This window comes from Actinacidiphila rubida (genome assembly GCF_900110255.1).
In the GTDB taxonomy this organism is placed as follows: domain Bacteria; phylum Actinomycetota; class Actinomycetes; order Streptomycetales; family Streptomycetaceae; genus Actinacidiphila; species Actinacidiphila rubida.
Window position 1 is genome coordinate 34,990 of record NZ_FODD01000022.1, and the last position, 17,892, is coordinate 52,881.

At 73.5% G+C, this 17,892-nt stretch carries 20 protein-coding genes; 9 read left to right on the forward strand and 11 right to left on the reverse strand.

Features of this window, described 5'->3' with window-relative positions; genetic code table 11:
* The first annotated feature begins 34 nt into the window (after positions 1-34).
* The gene (locus BMW99_RS21990) at positions 35-823 is read left to right on the forward strand and encodes an ArsR/SmtB family transcription factor (protein WP_069467021.1); all 789 of its coding nucleotides are present in this window, start codon (positions 35-37) and stop codon (positions 821-823) included.
* 44 nt (positions 824-867) lie between these two features.
* Positions 868-1,377: a hypothetical protein gene (locus BMW99_RS21995; RefSeq protein ID WP_069467022.1), complete on the forward strand. Its 510-nt coding sequence runs from the start codon at positions 868-870 to the stop codon at positions 1,375-1,377.
* A gap of 68 nt (positions 1,378-1,445) precedes the next feature.
* Here the strand turns inward: BMW99_RS21995 and BMW99_RS22000 are convergent, their stop codons facing one another.
* A complete protein-coding gene (locus tag BMW99_RS22000; RefSeq protein ID WP_069467023.1) occupies positions 1,446-2,087 on the reverse strand; it encodes a YigZ family protein in 642 nt (213 codons plus the stop codon).
* 173 nt (positions 2,088-2,260) lie between these two features.
* Here BMW99_RS22000 and BMW99_RS22005 point away from each other — a divergent pair, with 173 nt between their 5' ends.
* Positions 2,261-2,677 carry a CoA-binding protein gene (locus BMW99_RS22005; protein ID WP_069467026.1) on the forward strand — a complete coding sequence of 139 codons (417 nt, stop codon included), beginning with the start codon at positions 2,261-2,263 and terminating at the stop codon, positions 2,675-2,677.
* A 10-nt stretch (positions 2,678-2,687) separates the two neighbouring features.
* Here BMW99_RS22005 and BMW99_RS22010 read toward each other — a convergent pair whose 3' ends face one another.
* Both BMW99_RS22010 and BMW99_RS22015 read right to left on the reverse strand, forming a co-directional pair.
* On the reverse strand, positions 2,688-3,218 hold the full coding sequence (locus BMW99_RS22010; RefSeq protein ID WP_069467024.1) for a YbaK/EbsC family protein: 531 nt from the start codon (positions 3,216-3,218) through the stop codon (positions 2,688-2,690).
* 44 nt (positions 3,219-3,262) lie between these two features.
* Positions 3,263-4,159, reverse strand: coding sequence for an acyltransferase (locus BMW99_RS22015; RefSeq protein WP_079139015.1), 897 nt, complete (start codon positions 4,157-4,159; stop codon positions 3,263-3,265).
* 120 nt (positions 4,160-4,279) lie between these two features.
* Between BMW99_RS22015 and BMW99_RS22020 the strand changes: the two genes are divergently transcribed.
* Positions 4,280-4,900 carry a gamma carbonic anhydrase family protein gene (locus BMW99_RS22020; protein ID WP_079139016.1) on the forward strand — a complete coding sequence of 207 codons (621 nt, stop codon included), beginning with the start codon at positions 4,280-4,282 and terminating at the stop codon, positions 4,898-4,900.
* Positions 4,901-4,937: 37 nt separating this feature from the next.
* Here BMW99_RS22020 and BMW99_RS22025 read toward each other — a convergent pair whose 3' ends face one another.
* A complete protein-coding gene (locus tag BMW99_RS22025) occupies positions 4,938-5,600 on the reverse strand; it encodes a DedA family protein (protein ID WP_069467025.1) in 663 nt (220 codons plus the stop codon).
* A 118-nt stretch (positions 5,601-5,718) separates the two neighbouring features.
* The gene (locus BMW99_RS22030; RefSeq protein WP_075017401.1) at positions 5,719-6,171 is read right to left on the reverse strand and encodes a DUF4442 domain-containing protein; all 453 of its coding nucleotides are present in this window, start codon (positions 6,169-6,171) and stop codon (positions 5,719-5,721) included.
* A gap of 72 nt (positions 6,172-6,243) precedes the next feature.
* On the opposite strand from BMW99_RS22030, the gene BMW99_RS40790 reads away from it, so the two are divergent.
* Entirely contained in the window at positions 6,244-7,410 is a 1,167-nt protein-coding gene (locus tag BMW99_RS40790) for a hypothetical protein (RefSeq protein ID WP_069467144.1), read from the forward strand.
* Between the two features lie 189 nt (positions 7,411-7,599).
* On the forward strand, positions 7,600-8,925 hold the full coding sequence (locus BMW99_RS22040; protein WP_075017402.1) for an MFS transporter: 1,326 nt from the start codon (positions 7,600-7,602) through the stop codon (positions 8,923-8,925).
* Here BMW99_RS22040 and BMW99_RS41380 read toward each other — a convergent pair.
* Together BMW99_RS41380 and tuf are read right to left on the reverse strand one after the other, a co-directional pair.
* Complete coding sequence (locus BMW99_RS41380; RefSeq protein WP_075017403.1) at positions 8,912-9,790, reverse strand: spermidine synthase; 879 nt, start codon at positions 9,788-9,790, stop codon at positions 8,912-8,914. The genes BMW99_RS22040 and BMW99_RS41380 overlap by 14 nt on opposite strands.
* Positions 9,791-9,902: 112 nt before the next feature.
* Positions 9,903-11,081 carry an elongation factor Tu gene (tuf, locus tag BMW99_RS22050; protein ID WP_069466388.1) on the reverse strand — a complete coding sequence of 393 codons (1,179 nt, stop codon included), beginning with the start codon at positions 11,079-11,081 and terminating at the stop codon, positions 9,903-9,905.
* 502 nt (positions 11,082-11,583) lie between these two features.
* On the opposite strand from tuf, the gene BMW99_RS22055 reads away from it, so the two are divergent.
* Complete coding sequence (locus BMW99_RS22055) at positions 11,584-12,795, forward strand: MFS transporter (protein ID WP_069466389.1); 1,212 nt, start codon at positions 11,584-11,586, stop codon at positions 12,793-12,795.
* Between the two features lie 381 nt (positions 12,796-13,176).
* Positions 13,177-13,896: a TVP38/TMEM64 family protein gene (locus BMW99_RS22060; RefSeq protein WP_069466398.1), complete on the forward strand. Its 720-nt coding sequence runs from the start codon at positions 13,177-13,179 to the stop codon at positions 13,894-13,896.
* On the opposite strand, the gene BMW99_RS22065 is transcribed toward BMW99_RS22060, so the two are convergent.
* The 3 genes from BMW99_RS22065 to BMW99_RS22075 all read right to left on the reverse strand — a co-directional run bounded on the left by BMW99_RS22065 (position 13,850) and on the right by BMW99_RS22075 (position 16,301).
* Positions 13,850-14,467 (reverse strand): flavin reductase family protein, encoded by a 618-nt coding sequence (locus tag BMW99_RS22065; RefSeq protein ID WP_069466390.1) that lies wholly within the window; start codon positions 14,465-14,467, stop codon positions 13,850-13,852. The genes BMW99_RS22060 and BMW99_RS22065 overlap by 47 nt on opposite strands.
* A 459-nt stretch (positions 14,468-14,926) precedes the next feature.
* Positions 14,927-15,502: a GNAT family N-acetyltransferase gene (locus tag BMW99_RS22070; RefSeq protein WP_069466391.1), complete on the reverse strand. Its 576-nt coding sequence runs from the start codon at positions 15,500-15,502 to the stop codon at positions 14,927-14,929.
* A 16-nt stretch (positions 15,503-15,518) separates the two neighbouring features.
* Positions 15,519-16,301, reverse strand: a complete 783-nt coding sequence (locus BMW99_RS22075; protein WP_079138890.1) for a VanZ family protein — start codon at positions 16,299-16,301, stop codon at positions 15,519-15,521.
* Positions 16,302-16,592: 291 nt separating this feature from the next.
* On the opposite strand from BMW99_RS22075, the gene BMW99_RS22080 reads away from it, so the two are divergent.
* A complete protein-coding gene (locus BMW99_RS22080) occupies positions 16,593-16,874 on the forward strand; it encodes a dsRBD fold-containing protein (protein ID WP_069466392.1) in 282 nt (93 codons plus the stop codon).
* 19 nt (positions 16,875-16,893) lie between these two features.
* Here the strand turns inward: BMW99_RS22080 and BMW99_RS22085 are convergent, their stop codons facing one another.
* Complete coding sequence (locus BMW99_RS22085) at positions 16,894-17,790, reverse strand: universal stress protein (RefSeq protein ID WP_069466393.1); 897 nt, start codon at positions 17,788-17,790, stop codon at positions 16,894-16,896.
* Positions 17,791-17,892: the final 102 nt, after the last annotated feature.

The window sequence follows — 17,892 nt, forward strand, 5'->3', positions numbered from 1 at the left end:
GCATAATTGAACCGTGAGCCTCGAAGCGCGGGAGATGGACGCGGTGTTCAAGGCGCTGGCCGACCCCACCCGGCGGTTGCTGCTGGACCGGCTGCGCGAGCACAACGGGCAGACCCTGCGGGAGCTGTGCGACCGGCTCGGCATGGCCCGCCAGTCGGCCACCCAGCACCTCGACGTCCTCGCCGGCGCCAACCTGGTGACCGTCGTACGGCGCGGGCGCGAACGGCTCCACTACCTCAACCCGGTCCCGGTCCAGGAGATCGGCGAACGCTGGATCGCGGGGTTCGACCAGCCCCGCCTGCACCTGCTCAGTGCCATCAAGAACCAGGCGGAGGAGTACGCCATGACCGATGCGACCACGTCAGTGCCGGACTACGTCTACGTCACCTACATCCGCGCGAGCCCCGAACAGGTGTGGCAGGCCCTGACGGACGCCGACCTCACGGCCCGCTTCTGGGGGCACCGCAACCTCTCCGACTGGCAGCCCGGCTCACGCTGGGAGCACCACCGGGCCGACGACTCGGGCGTCGTCGACGGCATCGGCACGGTGCTCGCCGCCGAGCCCCCCACCCGCCTGTCCCTCACCTTCGAGGACCGGCCGGAGGCCGAGCTCCAGCGGGAGCCGTCGGTCGTCACGTTCCTCGTCGAGCCGTACCAGGACATCGTCCGGCTCACCGTCACCCACGAGAAGCTGCCCAACGTGGACATGTTCCACGGCATCTCGCAGGGCTGGCCCGCGGTGCTGGCCAACCTCAAGTCCCTGCTGGAGACGGGCGAGGTGCTGCCGCAGGCACCGTGGGAGATGTCGTCCGCGCACTCGTGAGCCGGGACCCGCGAACCCCGGGCACTCCGCACGAAAGGAAGCCGATGATGGACACCGCACCGCTCGCGGGCGCGTACCGGACGCTGCTGGAGGCCGCCAGGGCGGTGGCCGCGGCCGGAGGGCCCGCTCCCGTCCCACCGGACGGCGAATGGGACGCCGACCGCATCCTGGCGCACGTCGCCGTCCTCACCGCGATCACGCTCGAGACCGTCTCGACGGTCGCCTCGGGGGGCAACGCCGGCTACGACAACCGACGGGCGCTCGACGAGTGGAACCTCGGCCGGACGATCGAACGGGCCGGTGGCGGCCCGGGACTCCGCGAGCGCCTCGGTCACCAGGCCGACGCCCTGTGCTCGCTCAGCCGCCCGCTCGCCGAGGCCGAACTGGACACCCAGGTACCGACGTTGCTCCTCTCCCACGGCGCCCTGATACTCGACCGGCCGATGTCGCTGCGCGACCTCCTCACCGGCCTCGCCGGTGTCGAACTCCCCGGCCACACCGACCAGTTGCTTGCTCTCCTGCCGCGGAAGGCAGGCGCACGCGCGGCGGGGTGAGCGCCCGGCCCGGCCGCGTCACCGGTGACGGCGCGCGGCGTCGCGGCCTCACGGCGGGAGGGGCGGGCTCAGGAACCGGACGGCCGGACGTCGACGTAGGCGGTGCCCTCGACGACGCACCCGGCCGTCCCGGACGTGCTGTCCGCGAGCCACGAGCGGAACGCGGGCACCTCGCTCTCGGGAACGCCCAGCCGCAGGGTGACCTCCGCGCCGTACGCGACGTCGCGGACGGTGTGGCCCGCCGCCCGCAGGTCGTTCTCCAGGCGCCCCGCCCGCTGGTGGTCCGCGGTCACGGTGACCAGCGCGAGGCGGCGCCGCTCGATGGTGCCGACCTCGTCGAGCGCCGCGGACACCGCGCCCCCGTACGCCCGGGCGAGGCCGCCCGCGCCGAGCTGGACACCCCCGTAGTAGCGGGTGACGACGGCGACCGTGTCCCGGACCTCGCGCCCGAGCAGCACCTGGAGCATGGGCGTGCCCGCGGTGCCGCCGGGCTCGCCGTCGTCGCTCGCGCGGTGCAGTCGGCCGTCCGGCCCGATGACGTAGGCGAAGCAGTTGTGGCTGGCCGTCGCGTGCTCCTTGCGGACGGCGCGCACGAACTCCTGGGCCTCCTCCTCGCCCGCGGCGGGTGCCACCGCGCACAGGAAACGCGAGCGCTTGATCTCGCTCTCGTGGACGCCCGCGCGCGCCACCGTCAGATACCGGTCGACCATCCGTTCAGCCTAACGCCCGGGGAATGGCCGGCCACCGGGCGGCGTTTTCGCAGGCAGGAGCAGTGAGCAAGGACGACGGCGCGGCCCGTGCGGGCCGCGGTACACGGCTGGAGGACGGCGTGGCGGACGTGAGCAGCAGTGGGGACGGCGCGGGCGGCACGGAGCACGAGGGCGTGCACGGCGCCGGCCATGAGCAGGACGTGGTGCGCAGGATCCTGACGGAGACCGGCGACACCTGGGCGGTGGTGGGGCTGAGCGGGAACACGCGCCGGGCCGCGTACGGAGTCGCGGCCGTGCTCCAGCGCTACGGGAAGCGCGTCGTGCCGGTGCACCCCAAGGCCGAGACGGTGCACGGCGAGCAGGGCTACGCCTCGCTCGCCGACATCCCGTTCCCCGTCGACGTGGTGGACGTCTTCGTCAACTCCGACCTGGCCGGCGCTGTCGCGGACGAGGCCGTGGCGATCGGCGCGAAGGCCGTCTGGTTCCAGCTCGGCGTCGAGGACGAGGCCGCCTACGCGCGGACGCGGTCCGCCGGCCTGGACATGGTGATGGACCGCTGCCCGGCCATCGAGATACCCCTGCTCGGCTGAGGAGCCGCCGTCACGTGCCGAGGCCGTCGAGGACCACGGCGCCGGGCAGTTCGGCGAGCGCCTTGCCGGGCACGATGAGCTTGCCGCGGCGGCGGCCGCTGCCGATGACCAGGTAGGGCGCGGCCGCCACGGCGGTGTCGACGAGCAGCGGCCACGCGGCGGGCAGCCCGACGGGGGTGATGCCGCCGTACGCCATGCCGGTCTCCCCCACCGCGGTGTCCATCGAGGCGAACGAGGCCTTGCGGGCGCCGAGGTGACGGCGCACGGCATTGTTGACGTCGACCCGCGTCGTGGAGAGGACCAGGCAGGCGGCGAGCGTGACGTCCTGGCCGCGCTTGCCGGCGACCACCACGCAGTTCGCGGACTGCTCCAGCAGTTCCTGGCCGTAGGCGACGACGAAGTCGGCGGTGTCGGCCTTGTCGGGGTCGGTGTCCACGAAGACCATGTCGGCGGTCACCGCCGCGGCGACGGGCGGCGGGAGCAGCTCGCGGGCCTCGGTGGCGGGCCGGGCGTCCTCGAAGTGGCCGATGGGTGCGCGCATGTCCGGAACCTAGCAAAGTCCGCGGGCGCGAAGACGGCCCGGGCTCAACCGCGGTCCTCCAGCGCCTCCTCGCGCGTGCCGGCGGGAGGCTCCTGCTGCGGTGCGGGCAGCATGCCGGGGCCGGGCTCGGGTGCGGGGCCCGCGTCCGCGGCGGGTGCGGCGCCCGCGAGCACCTCGCCGAGCCGCTCGCCGAACTGCTCGTCCAACGCGGCGAGCGCGACGAGCTGTTCGGGGGTGACGTGCTCGGGAATGGGCATCGGCGCCGGGGTGCGCAGCGGCGGCTGCCAGCCGGTCTCCGGCTCCCACCGGCGGACGACGCGGGCCGGCGCACCGGCGACCACGGCGAAGTCGGGCACCTCGCCGCGGACCACCGCGCCCGCCGCCACCACCACGTTCCTGCCGAGCCGGGCGCCGGGCAGGATCACGCACCCGGAGCCGAGCCAGCTGCCGGAGCCGATCTCGACGGGGGCGGTGCGCGGCCACTGCTTGCCGACGGGCTGGGCGGTGTCGTCGTAGGAGTGGTTGTCGCTGGTGACGTAGATGTACGGGCCGCAGTAGACGTCGTCGCCGAACACGACGGGCACGGAGGCCACGACGTGGCTGCCTCGACCGAGCACCACACCGTTGCCGAGCCGCAGGATCGGTTCGGGTCCGAGGTCGAGCCCGGGCATCATCCCGGCGGTCAGGGTGACCTGCTCGCCGATGATGCAGTGGTCGCCGAGGTGGATCCAGGGCTCGCCGAAGACCGTGCCCTGAGGGAAGGCCAGCCGGGTCCCGTGTCCGATCGCGCCGAAGCGGTACGGGCCGGGGCGCGCCGCGGTGACCGCGCCGGCGTTCTGCAGCCGCCGCCAGCCGGCGTGCACGAGGCGTGAGGTCGCACGGCGGCGCCAGGCGGCCGCCTGGGCGAGCGTGGAAAAGAACACGTTCTCGTTCTCGGGCACGAGGCCACCGTATACGGTGCCGGGAGCGCGGCGGCCGCATCGCCGTGCCGGGCGCGGTGTGCCCTGCGGCACACCCCCGCCGGGCGGGACAGGACGAGACCTCGGGACAGGACGGTGGCCATGACGGACGCGGCGGACCAGGCGGCGGAACCGGCTCCCGGGCAGGCGGGCAGCGTGGCGGCGCAGGGCCGCATCCCGGCCAGGACGACGCCGGGCAGCGCCCTGGTCGCGGCCGTCGCGAGCCGCACCCCCGCGATCGACCCGGCCGCCTTCACCGCGCCGACCTCCGTGGTCCTGGGCGACGTGACGCTCGCGGCGGGCGCGAGCGTCTGGTACCACGCGGTGCTGCGCGGGGACTGCGAGTCCCTCAGCATCGGCCCGGGCTCCAACATCCAGGACAACTGCACCGTGCACGCCGATCCCGGGTTCCCCGTGGTGGTCGGCGCGGGCGTGTCCGTCGGCCACAACGCGGTGCTGCACGGGTGCGTCGTCGAGGACGGCGTCCTGGTGGGCATGGGTGCGACGGTGCTCAACGGCGCCACGATCGGAGCCGGCTCCCTGGTGGCGGCGGCGGCACTGGTGCCGCAGGGCATGACGGTGCCGCCCGGATCGCTGGTGGCCGGGGTGCCGGCGAAGGTCCGCCGTCTGCTCACCGACGAGGAGCGGGCCGGTGTCGCCCTCAACGCCGAGCACTACGTGGCGCTGGCCGCGGTGCATCGTGAGGCGCTGGGGCAGGACTGACGGCGCGTGCGGCGCGTGCCACGCCCGGCGCGGGAGGTCACTCCCCGGCCGGCGCCGCCACGACTTCCTGCTCGGCGGCCGCGGCCGCTTCCAGTTCCGCGTGCGCCTTGGCCGCGCGCCGCTTCACGAACACCATGGTGCCGATGCCGAAGACGATCGCTATGGCCAGGCCGACGTAGCCGAAGCGCTTCAGCCACGGCTCGGCGACGATGCCGACGTAGTAGATGATCGCGGTGATCCCGCCGGCCCAGACGACGCCGCCGAGCGCGTTGGCGATCAGGAACTTGTGGTACGGCATGCGCAGGACGCCGGCCAGCGGGCCGGCGAAGATCCGCAGCAGCGCGACGAACCGGCCGAAGAACACCGCCCACATGCCCCAGCGCTGGAACGACCGTTCGGCCACGCCGATCTGGGCGGGTGAGAAGTGCCGGGGGAATCTGCGGCCGAGCCGGTCCAGCAGCGGCTGTCCGCCGCGATGGCCGATGGAGTAGCCGATCGAGTCGCCGCCGACGGCGCCGATGATGGCGGCGAGGCCCACCAGCCACGGGTTGACGTGGCCCTGCGAGGACAGCAGAGCCGCGGTCATCAGCACGATCTCACCGGGCAGCGGAATGCCCAGGCTCTCGACGCCGACCACCAGGCCCACCATCAGGTAGACGGCGACCGGCGGGATGCCGTCGAGCCAGTCCTGGACGTGCACAGCCGGTCCCCTCCCCGCGACGACGATCAGGTGTGCGCCCCTCGCGCACCCCGTCGAAGCCTAACCGAAGCACCGGACAAACCCGTCCGGCCGGCACATCCCTCCGGCCGCCGTGACCTCAGCCGTTGGGGCGCAGCGTCCAGACGATCGTCATGTGCGAGGTCTCGGCACCGTCCTCGCGGCGCACGGAGACCTCCACCGGGAACTCGGGGCGCTGACCGGCGTCGAGCTCCGCGAGGACCTCCGCGACGGGCCGGGCCAGCTCCGCGGTGGCGGTGACCGGGCCCTTGGCGAGCTTGGTCCACGCCAGCTCGCACCGCACCGGCAGCGGGACCGCGCGGCCGAGCTGGTCGCCGAACGCGGCGAGGACGACGGCACCGCTGGCCGACTCGGCCAGCGTGAACATGGCGCCGGCGTGCGGACCGCCCACGTGGTTGCGGTACTCCGGCTGGTCGGGCAGCACGACCACGGCGCGCTCCGCGGTGGTCTCCGTGTACTGGAGGTTGAGGGTGCGGGCCATCGGCACGGTGGCCGCCATCATCTCGCCTACGGAGGGCATCGTCTCGGACATGCCTGGAGGTTACCAGCCAGTAGCTGAATCCGGCATGGAACCGCGGCCCCCGCTCCCCTAGTGTTTCCAGCCATGTGGCCAGGAGACCAGCAGTCCGGGGGACAGCAGCACCCGCAGGGCTCACCGACACCCCCTCAGCAACCGCCCGGCGGCTACGGGCAGCCGAACCCGTACGCCCAGCCCGTGCCGCCGCCTCCCTCGCAGCCCGCGGGATACCCGCAGCAGGGACAGCCTCCGGCGCCGCAGCCCGGCCAGCAGCCGCCGTACGCGGCACCCACCCAGCCCTACGGCACGCCGGCGCCCTCGCCGTACGCCCAGCCCGGGTACCAGCAGCAGGGCGGCGGCTACCCCACGCCGCAGCAGTGGGGTCCCCCGGTTCCGGGCGGGCCCGGGGGGCAGCCGCCGAAGAACCGCAACAACCTCACGATCGCCATCGCCGTGACGGCCGCCGTCGCGGTGATCGCCGCGGTCGTGGTGGGCGCGGTGTACCTCACCGGCGGGGACAAGAAGAACAGCGCCCAGGACGACAAGTCCCCGACGCCGACGGCCACGGCCACCGCCTCGACGCCCACTGCCACGCCGACGCCGACCGGCACCGGCGGTGACGCGGGGGGCGGCGGCGACAACCCGCGCGGGGCGCCCGTGGACGTCGAGCCGGTCATACCGGGTTGGAAGGTCGTCGAACGCGACCAGCGCAACGTGCTGTTCGACGTCCCGCCGGACTGGAACGTCGGCAGCCAGGGCATGACCATCGGCTTCTCGGACAAGACCGGCAACCCCGCCGTGGCCATGAGCGGCCCGGCGTACTACAAGCACGACTTCTGCTCGTCGGGCAGCAGCACCTTCGACCGCGGGGCGGCGGGCACCAAGGGCGCCAACGGGGCGACCAGCGTGCGCAACGCCGCCGAGGTGCAGGCCACGGCCTGGGCGTACTGGGCCTACCAGACCGACGGCAAGGGCACCTTCTCCAAGGTGCTGGACAGCAAGGCCTTCCACAACGCGCACGGGATCTCCGGCTGGCAGGCCCGGGCCACCGCGACGAACGTCCCGGTGCCGACCAAGTGCGCGTCCCCTGCCGGTGAGGCCTTCACCGTCGCCTGGCTGGACCCGACGCAGTCCGACCCGACCAAGAAGCTCGTGGTCTGGGTGCTGTACGCCGACCGCGGCGTGCCCGACGCGCTGGCCCAGTCGACGATCGACAAGATCAAGAGCAGCATCCGCCTGATCAAGACGAAGTAGGCGCGGCCGGCTCCCGGCGGCGTGCGCGCGGGTGCCAGGGCCCGCGCGCACGCCGGAACCCGAGGGGGCGGGGACGCCGGTGAGCCGGGACGCCGGCAAGCGCAGTGGCCGGTAGCGGGAGACGCGGGGACGCCGGGCCGCGGGGAAAACGCCTTGCGTCCCCGCGGGTCGCTCCGCGACAGTGCCCCCATGACCAGCGCCCCCTCACGCCACACCGCACGCGGGCCGCTGAGCCGCATGCCCACCTGGGCGAACCGCAACTTCCAGCTCCTCGTCTCCGCGTCGTTCATCAGCGGCCTGGGCAACTCCGGGGCGACCATCGCCGCCGCATACGCGGTGATCGACGACGGCGGCAGCGCGACCGACGTCGGCGTCGTGGCCGCCGCGCGCACGCTGGCGATGGTGGTCTTCCTGCTGATCGGCGGAGCGGTCGCGGACCGCATTCCGCGGCAGCGGGTCATGGTCGCCGCCAACGGCCTCAACGCCCTGTCGCAGGGCCTGTTCGCGCTGACGGTCCTGACCGGTCACCCGCAGCTGTGGCAGATGGCCGCGCTGACCGCGGCCGGCGGCACGGCGCAGGCGTTCTTCTCCCCCGCCTCGCAGGGCCTGGTGATGACGACCGTCGATCCCGCGCACGCGGGCAAGGCGTTCTCGGTGTTCCGGCTCGCGACCAACGGCGCGAACATCGGCGGCGCGGCGCTCGGCGGCGCGCTCATCGCGGCCGTCGGCCCCGGGTGGGTGCTGGCCGTCGACGCGGTCGGCTTCGTGGTGGCGGGCGCGCTGCGCGCCCTGATGTCGGTCGAGGAGGCGGCCCGGGCGGAGACGGGCGGGATCGTGCGGGATCTGCGCGAGGGCTGGCGCGAGTTCGTCTCGCGGTCCTGGCTGTGGGGCATCGTCGTGCAGTTCTCGATCGTCAACGCCATGACGACCGCGGGCGAGGCCGTCTACGGTCCCCTGGTCGCCCGCGACCATCTCGGCGGGGCCGGACCCTGGGGTCTGGCCCTGGCCGCGGGCGGGGCCGGCACGGTCGCCGGCGGGCTGCTGATGATGCGCTGGCGACCGCGGCGCATCCTCCTCACCGGCACCCTCGGGGTCTTCCCGCTGGCCCTGCCGCTGGTCGCGCTGGCCCTCGCGCTGCCGCTGTGGGCACTCGTGCTGACCATGCTCGCCTCGGGCGTGGCCATCGAGGTGTTCGGCGTCGGCTGGATGCTCGCCCTGCACCAGGAGATCCCGGAGGACAAGATGTCCCGGGTCTCCGCGTACGACTGGCTCGGCTCGATCGCGGTCATGCCGCTCGGCCTCGCGCTGGCCGGCCCCGCCGCCGCGGCGTTCGGCCGCACCGAGTCCCTGTGGGGCTCGGCGGTGCTGGTCGTCGCGCTGACCGCGGCCGTCCTCGTGCTGCCGGACGTGCGCCGTCTGGAGCGCGCGAACACCGTGCCGGATTCGGGCGGCGACGACGCCGGGCACGGACAGGCCGCGCCGCTTCAGCCCGCGGTGCCGCTCAGCCCACAGTGAAGGCGCCGTCCGGCGGTTCCGGCGAAGGCACCGCGTCGGCGTCGCCGACCGGCCTGCCCACGAGGTCCGACAGCGCCGGGCCGGCGAGCACCCGCGCCGGGAACGGGTCGGCGGCGCACAGCCTGCTCAGCGCGTGCAGCGGCAGCGGACGGCGCGAGGCGGCCAGCACGGCGTTGCCGTAGCGCCGCCCCCGCAGCACGCCGGGCTCGGCGAGCAGGCACAGGTACGCGTCCGGTCCGCCGAACGCCTCACGCACGGTGGCGAGTTGGCCGCCCAGGAAGGCGAACGGGGCGGCGTCGGCGAGATTCGCCACGTAGAGGCCGCCGGGGCGCAGCACCCGGGCCGCCTCCCGCGCGAACTCCACGGACGTCAGGTGCGCGGGCACGCGGGAGCCGCCGAACACGTCGGCGACGATCAGGTCCGCGCTTGCCGCCGGGGCGTCCGCGAGCCAGGCACGGGCGTCGGCGGTGTGCACGGTGGTGCCCTCTCCGGCCGGCGGCAGGTACTCGGCGACCAGCGCGGCGAGCCCCCGGTCCGCCTCCACGACCTGCTGCCACGAGCCCGGCCGCTCGTGCGCGAGCCAGCGTGGCAGGGTCAGCCCGCCGCCTCCGAGGTGCACGGCGTCCACCGGCCCCTCGGGAAGGGCGCTCGTGATCGCGTTCGCGATGCGCCGCACGTACTCGAACTCCAGGTTTCCGGGGTCGGCCAGGTCCACGTAGGACTGCGGCGCGCCGTCGACCGTGAGCAGCCAGGCCAGCGGCCGGTCCACGTCCGGCAGCAGCCGCGCCTCCCCCAGGTCGACCGTCCGGCCCACCGGTACGGCCTCGGCCCAGTCCTCCGCCGCCACCCTGCCCGTTCCGTGCATCCCCCCATTCTCCCCCGCGGCGCCGCCCCTCTCGGCCACGCCTCCGGCCGGCCGGGGAACGCCGGTCGTGGTCCCGTACCCGGGTACGGGACCACGACCCCCGGTGGCGCGCTCAGCCGAGCGCGGTCACCGTCCCGGCGCCGACCGTGCGGCCGCCCTCGCGGATCGCGAAGCCGAGCCCCGGCTCCAGGGGCAGGGCCCGTCCGAGCTCCACGGCGATGTCCGCCGTGTCGCCCGGCAGGGCGATGCCGCCGGGACCGAGGTCGACGTCCCCGACCACGTCGGCCGTGCGGATGTAGAACTGCGGCCGGTAGCCGGTGGCGACCGGCGTGTGCCGTCCGCCCTCCGCCGCGGGCACGACGTAGACGCGCGCGGTGAAGCGACGGTGCGGCGTCACGCTCCCGGGCGCGGCCACGATGTCGCCGCGCCGCACCTGGTCGCGCTGCACGCCGCGCAGCAGCAGCGCCACGTTGTCCCCGGCCTGCGCGGACTCCATCGGCTTGCCGAAGGTCTCCAGACCGGTGACGACGCTCGCCGCCCGCTCCGCGCCCTCGCCGTGCAACTCGACGCGGTCGCCGGGCCGCACCACTCCGCGCTCGACCGCGCCGGTCACGACGGTGCCGCGCCCGGTGATGGTGAGCACGTTCTCCACCGACAGCAGGAACGGCGCGTCGGTGTACCGCTCCGGCACCGGAACGTGCGTGTCGACGGCGTCGAGCAGCGCCTCGACCGAGGCGGCCCAGCGCGGGTCCCCCTCCAGGGCACGCAGCCCCGACACCCGCACCACCGGCAGCGTGTCGCCGGCGAAGCCGTGCGCGGACAGCAGTTCGCGCACCTCGAGCTCGACCAGGTCGGTGAGCTCGTCGTCGCCCGCGTCGGCCTTGTTGATCGCCACCACGATGTGCCGCACGCCGACCTGACGGGCCAGCAGGACGTGCTCCGCGGTCTGCGGCATGATGCCGTCGACCGCCGAGACGACCAGGATGGCGCCGTCGATCTGCGCCGCGCCGGTGATCATGTTCTTCACGTAGTCGGCGTGGCCGGGCATGTCCACGTGCGCGTAGTGCCGGGTCTCCGTCTCGTACTCGACGTGCGAGATGGTGATGGTGATCCCTCGGGCCGCCTCCTCCGGCGCCCGGTCGATGCGGTCGAACGGCACGAAGGTGCCGGTGCCGCGGTCGGCCAGGACCTTGGTGATGGCGGCGGTCAGGGTGGTCTTGCCGTGGTCGACGTGGCCCATGGTGCCGATGTTCAGGTGCGGCTTCGTCCGCACGTACGCCTGCTTGGGCATGGGAAGGCTCTTCCTCGGGAAACGGGAGTGGCGCGATGGCCGGGACCCCTGGCGGGACCGACCCTCCCCCTGCGGGGTCCGCCGGTCGTCTGTCCGGGGAGGGTCAGCGTCGCGCGCCGTCGAAGAAGGCGTTCCGGGCGTTCCGGGCAGCCTTCTGCGCGGCCGCGGCTGCGGCGGCGTCTGCGAGGAAGGCGATCCGGAACATGAGGCGATCATGGCGTCCGGACGCGCCGGCCGTCCAACGGTTTATCCCCGGCCACCTGTTCGGTTCGCGCTGATCCGGGACCGTTCAGGCTGTTCGGGCCGATCAGGTCGCTTCGAGCCGGTTCGAGCCGGCCAGGGCGCCGCGTCGGCCGGTCCGGGGGTTGGCAGTGCAGCCGCCGCCCTGACGTCATCTCGTGGTGATGTGCCGGAACCACCGGCGTGCGAGAATTTGTTCCGCGAGTGAACTTAGGCACTCGCGCTCCGCTCCCGCCTCCGTCCCCACAGATGAGGAACCTTCATGCCCTTGGCCATCCTGGCCCTGGCGGTCAGCGCCTTCGGCATCGGCACCACCGAGTTCGTGATGATGGGACTGCTGCCCGACGTCGCGCACAATCTCGGCACGTCGGTGCCGACCGCCGGCTATCTCGTCTCCGCCTACGCCCTCGGCGTCGTGGTCGGCGCGCCGCTGCTCACCGCACTCGGCGCGCGGATCCCCCGCAAGCGGATGCTCCTGCTGCTGATGGGCCTGTTCACCGTCGGCAACCTGGCGTCGGCCCTGGCCCCCGGCTACGCCACGCTGCTGGCCGGACGCTTCCTCGCCGGGCTCCCGCACGGCGCGTTCTTCGGCGTCGGCGCCGTCGTCGCCTCCCGCCTGGTCGCCGAGGACCGCAGGGCGCGGGCGGTCGCCGCGATGTTCCTCGGCCTGACCGTCGCCAACATCGTCGGCGTCCCCGCCGCGACCTTGCTCGGGCAGCACCTGGGCTGGCGGGCCACCTTCGTGGTGGTGTCCGTGATCGGCCTGCTGGCGCTCGGCGCGCTCGCGGCCCTGGTGCCGCACCTGCCCGCCGAGGAGCACACGGGCATCACCCACGAACTGCGCGCGCTGCGCGAGCCGCAGGTGCTGCTCGGCCTGCTCACCGCGGTCTTCGGCTTCGCCGGGGTGTTCGCCGTCTACAGCTACCTGGCCTCGATGATGACCGAGGTCACCGGCTTCGCGGAGTCCTCGGTCACTCTGCTCCTGGCCCTGTTCGGCATCGGCATGACGCTGGGCGCGCTGGCCGCCGGGCCGCTCACCGACCGGGCGCTGCGGCCCACGCTCTACGGGTCGCTCGCCGCCCTCGCCGTGGTGCTGGTCGGCTTCCACTACGCGGCCGGCTCCAAGGTCGCGGCGCCGATCGCGGTGGTCGTCCTTGGCGCGGTCGGCTTCCTGACCACCACCCCGCTCCAGATGCTGGTGATGAACAAGGCGCGGCGGGCGCCCACCCTGGCCTCCGCGTCCAACCACTCCGCCTTCAACCTCGCCAATGCGGGCGGCGCGTGGCTGGGCGGCGCGGCCATCGCCGCCGGCTGGGGCTGGACGTCACCCGCGCTCGTCGGTTCCGTGCTGGCCGTGGTCGGCCTGGCGATCGCGGTGACCGCGGGCGTTCTGGACCGCCGCGCCCCGCAGACCGCGTCGGCGGTCGTCGCCACGAGTACGCGCAAGGCGCACGAAGGGGTCGCGGCCGAATAGTCCTGCCGGACGAGCGACGGCGGAAGCGGTGACGCAGGGCGGCGACGGGGCGGCGGGGCCGGCGGCGCGCGGGCTGGCCGGCCGGCTGGCCGGCTGGCGGACAGTCGGGCACCGGAACGGTCTCGCCAGGCCGTGACGCGGGATCGCGACGCGGGGTGTGACACGGATCGCAACGCGGGACCGCGACCCGGATCGTGACGTCCGGCAGGGGCCCGGATCGTGACGCCCGGCAGGCGCCCGTACCGCGCGGGCGACCGCCGGGGCTGCGGCGCGTGAGGCCTTCGCGGCCGCCGGCCCGGGTGCGCGGGGCGGGGCAACGGGCGTCCGCTCGGTTAGGCTCGACCCGTGCCGTCTCGCCTTTCGCCGCCGCTCCCGGGCGCCATACGCCGCCGTACGTCCGGCAGTTGGCGGCGCGTCCTGAGCTCGCCGTGGACGCGGTTCGCCGTGCTGCTCGCACTGCTCGCCGCGGCCGTCGCGGGTGCGGCGCTGCTCGAACCGCAGCGGCTGCTCACCCACGGATGGCCGCTGGGCACCTCGGGGATCACGGCCGCCGTGGTGTTCGCCGTCGCCTACGCGGTGGCCACCGTGGCGTTCGTGCCGCGCCCGCTGCTCAACGCCGCGGCCGGCGCGCTCTACGGCATCCACGCGGGTCTGCCCGCCGCGATCGCCGGCACGGTCCTGGGCGCGGGACTGGCCTTCGTGCTCGGGCGTTTCCTGGGGCGCGACGCGCTGCGCCCGCTGCTGCGCGGGCGGCTGGTGCTGTCGGCGGACCGCCAGTTGAGCCTGCACGGCTTCCGCAGCACCCTCGCGCTGCGGCTGTTCCCGGGCGTGCCGTTCGCCGCCGCGAACTACGCGGCGGCGATCTCCCGCGTACGGCTGCTGCCGTTCCTCACCGCGACCGCCGTGGGCTCCGCGGCCAACACGGCCGCCTATGTGGTGGCCGGCAGCCGGGCCGCCTCCCCCACCTCGCCAGTCTTCCTGCTGGCGGTCGGCTTCATCGGCCTGACCGGGGTGGCCGCGGCGGCGGTGGCCCATCGCCGCCGCGGGACCGGGGTCAGTCCGGAAGAGTCTCCGGCCACTCCTCCAGCGGAATCCGCTTGATCTCCAGGATCTCGCCGACGGTCCCCCACTCGTCCTTGCCGAGCCGCGCGAGCGGCCGCAGCTGACGCACGTCGGGGTGCTCGCCGTCGAGGACGGCAGCGGACACCGCCGCATGCACGACCCGCCCGAACACCACCGTGGAGTCGCCCAGCCTCATGGTGCTGTGCAGTTCGCACTCCAGCGCCACCGGCGACGCCGCGACCCGCGGCGGCTTCACCCGCAGGCTCGGCTCGCGCGCGATGCCCACCGCGTCGAACTCGCTCACCCCGCGCGGGAACGCCGTCGCGGTCGCGTTGATCTGCTCGAACAGGTGCTCCGGCGCGAAGTTCACGACGAACTCCCCGGTCTCCTCCACGTTGCGCACCGAGTCCTTGCGCCCCACGGACGTGAACTGCACGATCGGCGGGCTGACGCAGGACACGGAGAAGAAGCTGTGCGGGGCGAGGTTGTCACAACAGTGGTCTCGGCTGGTCGTGGACACCCACGCGATCGGCCGGGGCACGACGACCGAGGTCAGCAGCTTGTAGAACCCGCGGCGATCCATCTGCTCAGGGTCGAAATCGATGCGCATGGGGCCCAGTATCCCCACCCGCATCCCACCCATAGCAAGGGATCCCGGCTGGGCCAAACCCAGCACGTCCGCAGACAGTGCCCGGCATCGGACAGCACGACGACCGGGAGAACGACACCTCGGCGTTCAAGAAGCGGAAGGTGGTCCGGCCGGACGGCTCCGTCGACTGGGTGGTCATCCGCCCGAAGTTCCGCGAGTTGCTGTCCGACCTCGCCGCCGGCGTCACGGCCGATGTGGGCAGGGCTCTGCTCATGGCCGTGCTGATCGAGGTCGGGAACGCCTGGCAGAACGGCATCCCCCCGCGGGGGCTGGCGATCGGCGGAGCCGGCACGTTCGTCTGCGGACTGCTGATGTTCGAAGGCCTTGAACGGCGGGACCGGCGTCGACGGGCCGGCAGGTCAGGTCCGCCCACGCCGCTCCCGCCGGGAGTCCTGGGGTCCGCACGCCCGGCAACGTCACTCAGGGGGCCAGCGTTCGTGTGTGGACGTGGGCGTCGAGGGGATAGTCGGGGGGTGCCGCGGGCAGGGTCGAGGTCAGGGCGTAGCCGCATCTTTCTGCGACGCGGCATGAGCCCACGTTGTCCAGCTGGTGGAGGAGTTCGAGGCGCGTCAGACCGCGATCGGAGAAGGTGGTGAACGCCCAGTCGGTCAATGCGTGGAGTGCTCGTGACGCGACTCCCCGGCCGCGCGAGTACGCCGCCGTCCAGTAGCCGACCTCGGCGAACGTGGCACCGGGCCGGAGGCCTTTGAGCACCACGTGTCCGGCCAGTCGGCCCTCCCCATCACCGTTGCCCGTTTCGGTCTCGACTACGGCGAACGCGAAGTGCTCCCCCGTCTCCCATCCCAGTTGGTGCTGCTCGACCCACCGCGCCCCACCGGCCTCGTCCTCCACCGCTGAACTCAGCCAGTGGCGCATCGCCTCATCCTGATACAGCGCCACCAGGTGGACTGCGTCCCCGGGGCGCCAGGGGCGCAGTACGAGCGCGGGCGCCCAGGGCGTGGCGTCGGCCGTCAGCGTTACGGCGATCTTGTCCATCGGCCGAGAATATCTTTCAGGTCCGCTCGTTCGTGCGGTGACGGCGACGGTCCGGACATGCTGAGGTGTCCAACGGCTTCGAGGCTGTCGGGTGCCACCATCGGCGGGAGGCCAGGGCGGCCAGACCGGCGCCGGTCGCGTTGACGAGGACGTCGTCGACGGAGGACACCCGGTCCAGGCTCAGGACGTACTGCGCGGTCTCGACGAGCGTCGAGCAGGCCGCCCCGAGTGCCAGAATGCGCGGCAGCGACGCGAGATGTGCGAAGCGCAGTGGGGCGAAGAAGCCGAGCGCCGCGAAGACCAGCAGGTTGCCGACGATCTGGACGGTGGCCGTTCCGGGGCCGGCCGCGATGATTGAGATGAGGTCCCGCAGCGGCACCAGGTTCACCCGGCGCGGGGCGGCGCCGGCCTCGCCGCCGGGCAGCATCGTCATCCACACCCACGGCACCGTCCCATAGACCATGCCGACCTCGGCCAGGGACCGCTGCCAGGCCAGCGTGGTACCGATGCCGCTTCGCGAACGGGCCAGCGCCCACACCACGAGTGCGGCCAACGGCAGCGCGGCCAGGGTGAGGAACGCGACGCCGTTGAACGTGCCGAGCCAGGCGTGGGCCCCCGTCGCGCCGCGTGTCCCCGTCGCATCGGCCACCCCTGTCGCATCGTGCTGCCGCGCGCCGGACGCCGTGAGCGGCCGCTGAAGGACGAACGCGGCGAGCGTCAGCACGAGGACGGCCGGAACGGCGAGCACGGCCGTGCGCGCACGGCTCCTGCGTGCGGACGGTGAGGCGGTGTGGTCCATGTCCCAACTGAATACGGCAGACGGGCGCGTTGGCGGGCCCGATTGTCGAAACGCCCGCGATCGGGCGATTCCGGATCCGCGATTCCCCACGTGGACGTCCTCAGGTCCCGGTAGAGCAACGCCAGCGGCTCGCCCGGGTCCGGTGAGGGGGCCGACGAGTCTGTTGAGAGGGGTCGGTCGGCCCTACCGAGGCAGGCGACCTACGGCTTGACTGGGATCGGGGCCAATCCCCGGCGGTGGACCGCCGCCTTGCGCCGCGGCCTCCGGGACCCTCGGAAAGGCAGGCACTCCATGAAACAGAAGACCGGGGCGACGGCCGGCCACACCAGGACATGGACTCTGCGACTCGACATCTTCGAGAGGGACGAGGACACCACCGCGGTGAACGCGGTCCTCGACACCGGCGACAACACACTCGTCAGCCGGACCACGGCCCACCGCAACCCGGGCGACCCGCCGGTCCCCGAGATCGGCGACGAGTACGCGGCCGGCCGTGCGCTGATGGCGCTCGGCAGACAACTCGTGGACGCCGGGGCTGCGGACGCTGATGTCAACGCGCGCGGTGCGTCCTGAACCCGCGGGCAGGGGCTGGTCAGGTCGATGTGTCGACTGCCCCGCGACGGACGACGGCCACAGGACAGTGGGCGTGATGGACAACGGCGTGGCCGACCGATCCGAGCAGGAGTCCGGTGAAGCCGCCACGTCCCCGGGCGCCGACCACAAGCAGCTGCGCGTCCCGGCTCTCGGCGACCAGGGTCTTACGCGTGGCGGCACGGATCGACAACTGCTCGACCGGTACCTGCGGATATCTTGTGGCACAGCCCGCGAGCGCCTCGGCGAGTAGACGTTCCTCGTCCTCGGCAAGTCTGCCTGGCTCGTAGGCGTACGGGGCTCTCGGATCCTGGGGCGGCTGCGGCACGGGAACGTTCCAGGGGGTCCAGGCGTGGAGTGCCCGCAGGGTTGTTCCCCGCAGTGCGGCCTCGTCGAAAGCGAACGCGACCGCGTCCCGGGCAGCCGGGGAGCCGTCGACCCCCACAAGTACCGGGCCCGTCGCCCGCGGACCGTCGCGAACGACCAGCACGGGACAGTGTGCATGGGCCGCCAGGCCGACGCCCGTCGAGCCCACCAGCAGCCCGGAGAAGGCTCCGGTGCCTCGGGACCCGACGACGACGAGCTGCGCGTCGCGCGACTGGTCGACCAGGACCCGCAGCGCGCCGCCCACGATGACATGCGTAGCGACGCTCACTTGCGGGGCAACAGCCCGAGCGTGCTCGGCCGCCTGGGACAGCAGAGTGCCGGCCGCATTCTGGATCTCGGTGTCGCTGAAGGCCGGCGTCGTTCCGCCCGGCCGGAAGTGCACCTCCGGCCACGTGAAGGCGTGCACGACCCGCAGGTCCGCATCGCGCCATGCGGCCTCACGGGCGGCGGCCGCCACAGCCTCCGAGCTCTCGGCGGAACCGTCCGTGCCGACCACCACGAGACCGCTCACCGTGCCTCCTGCCTTAGTCTCCTCCCCAGGTTCGCCTCGCCACTGCGATGGCGCCACCCAAGCATCCCGGATCGCCTGATCTCCGCTGCATGCTGCGACAAC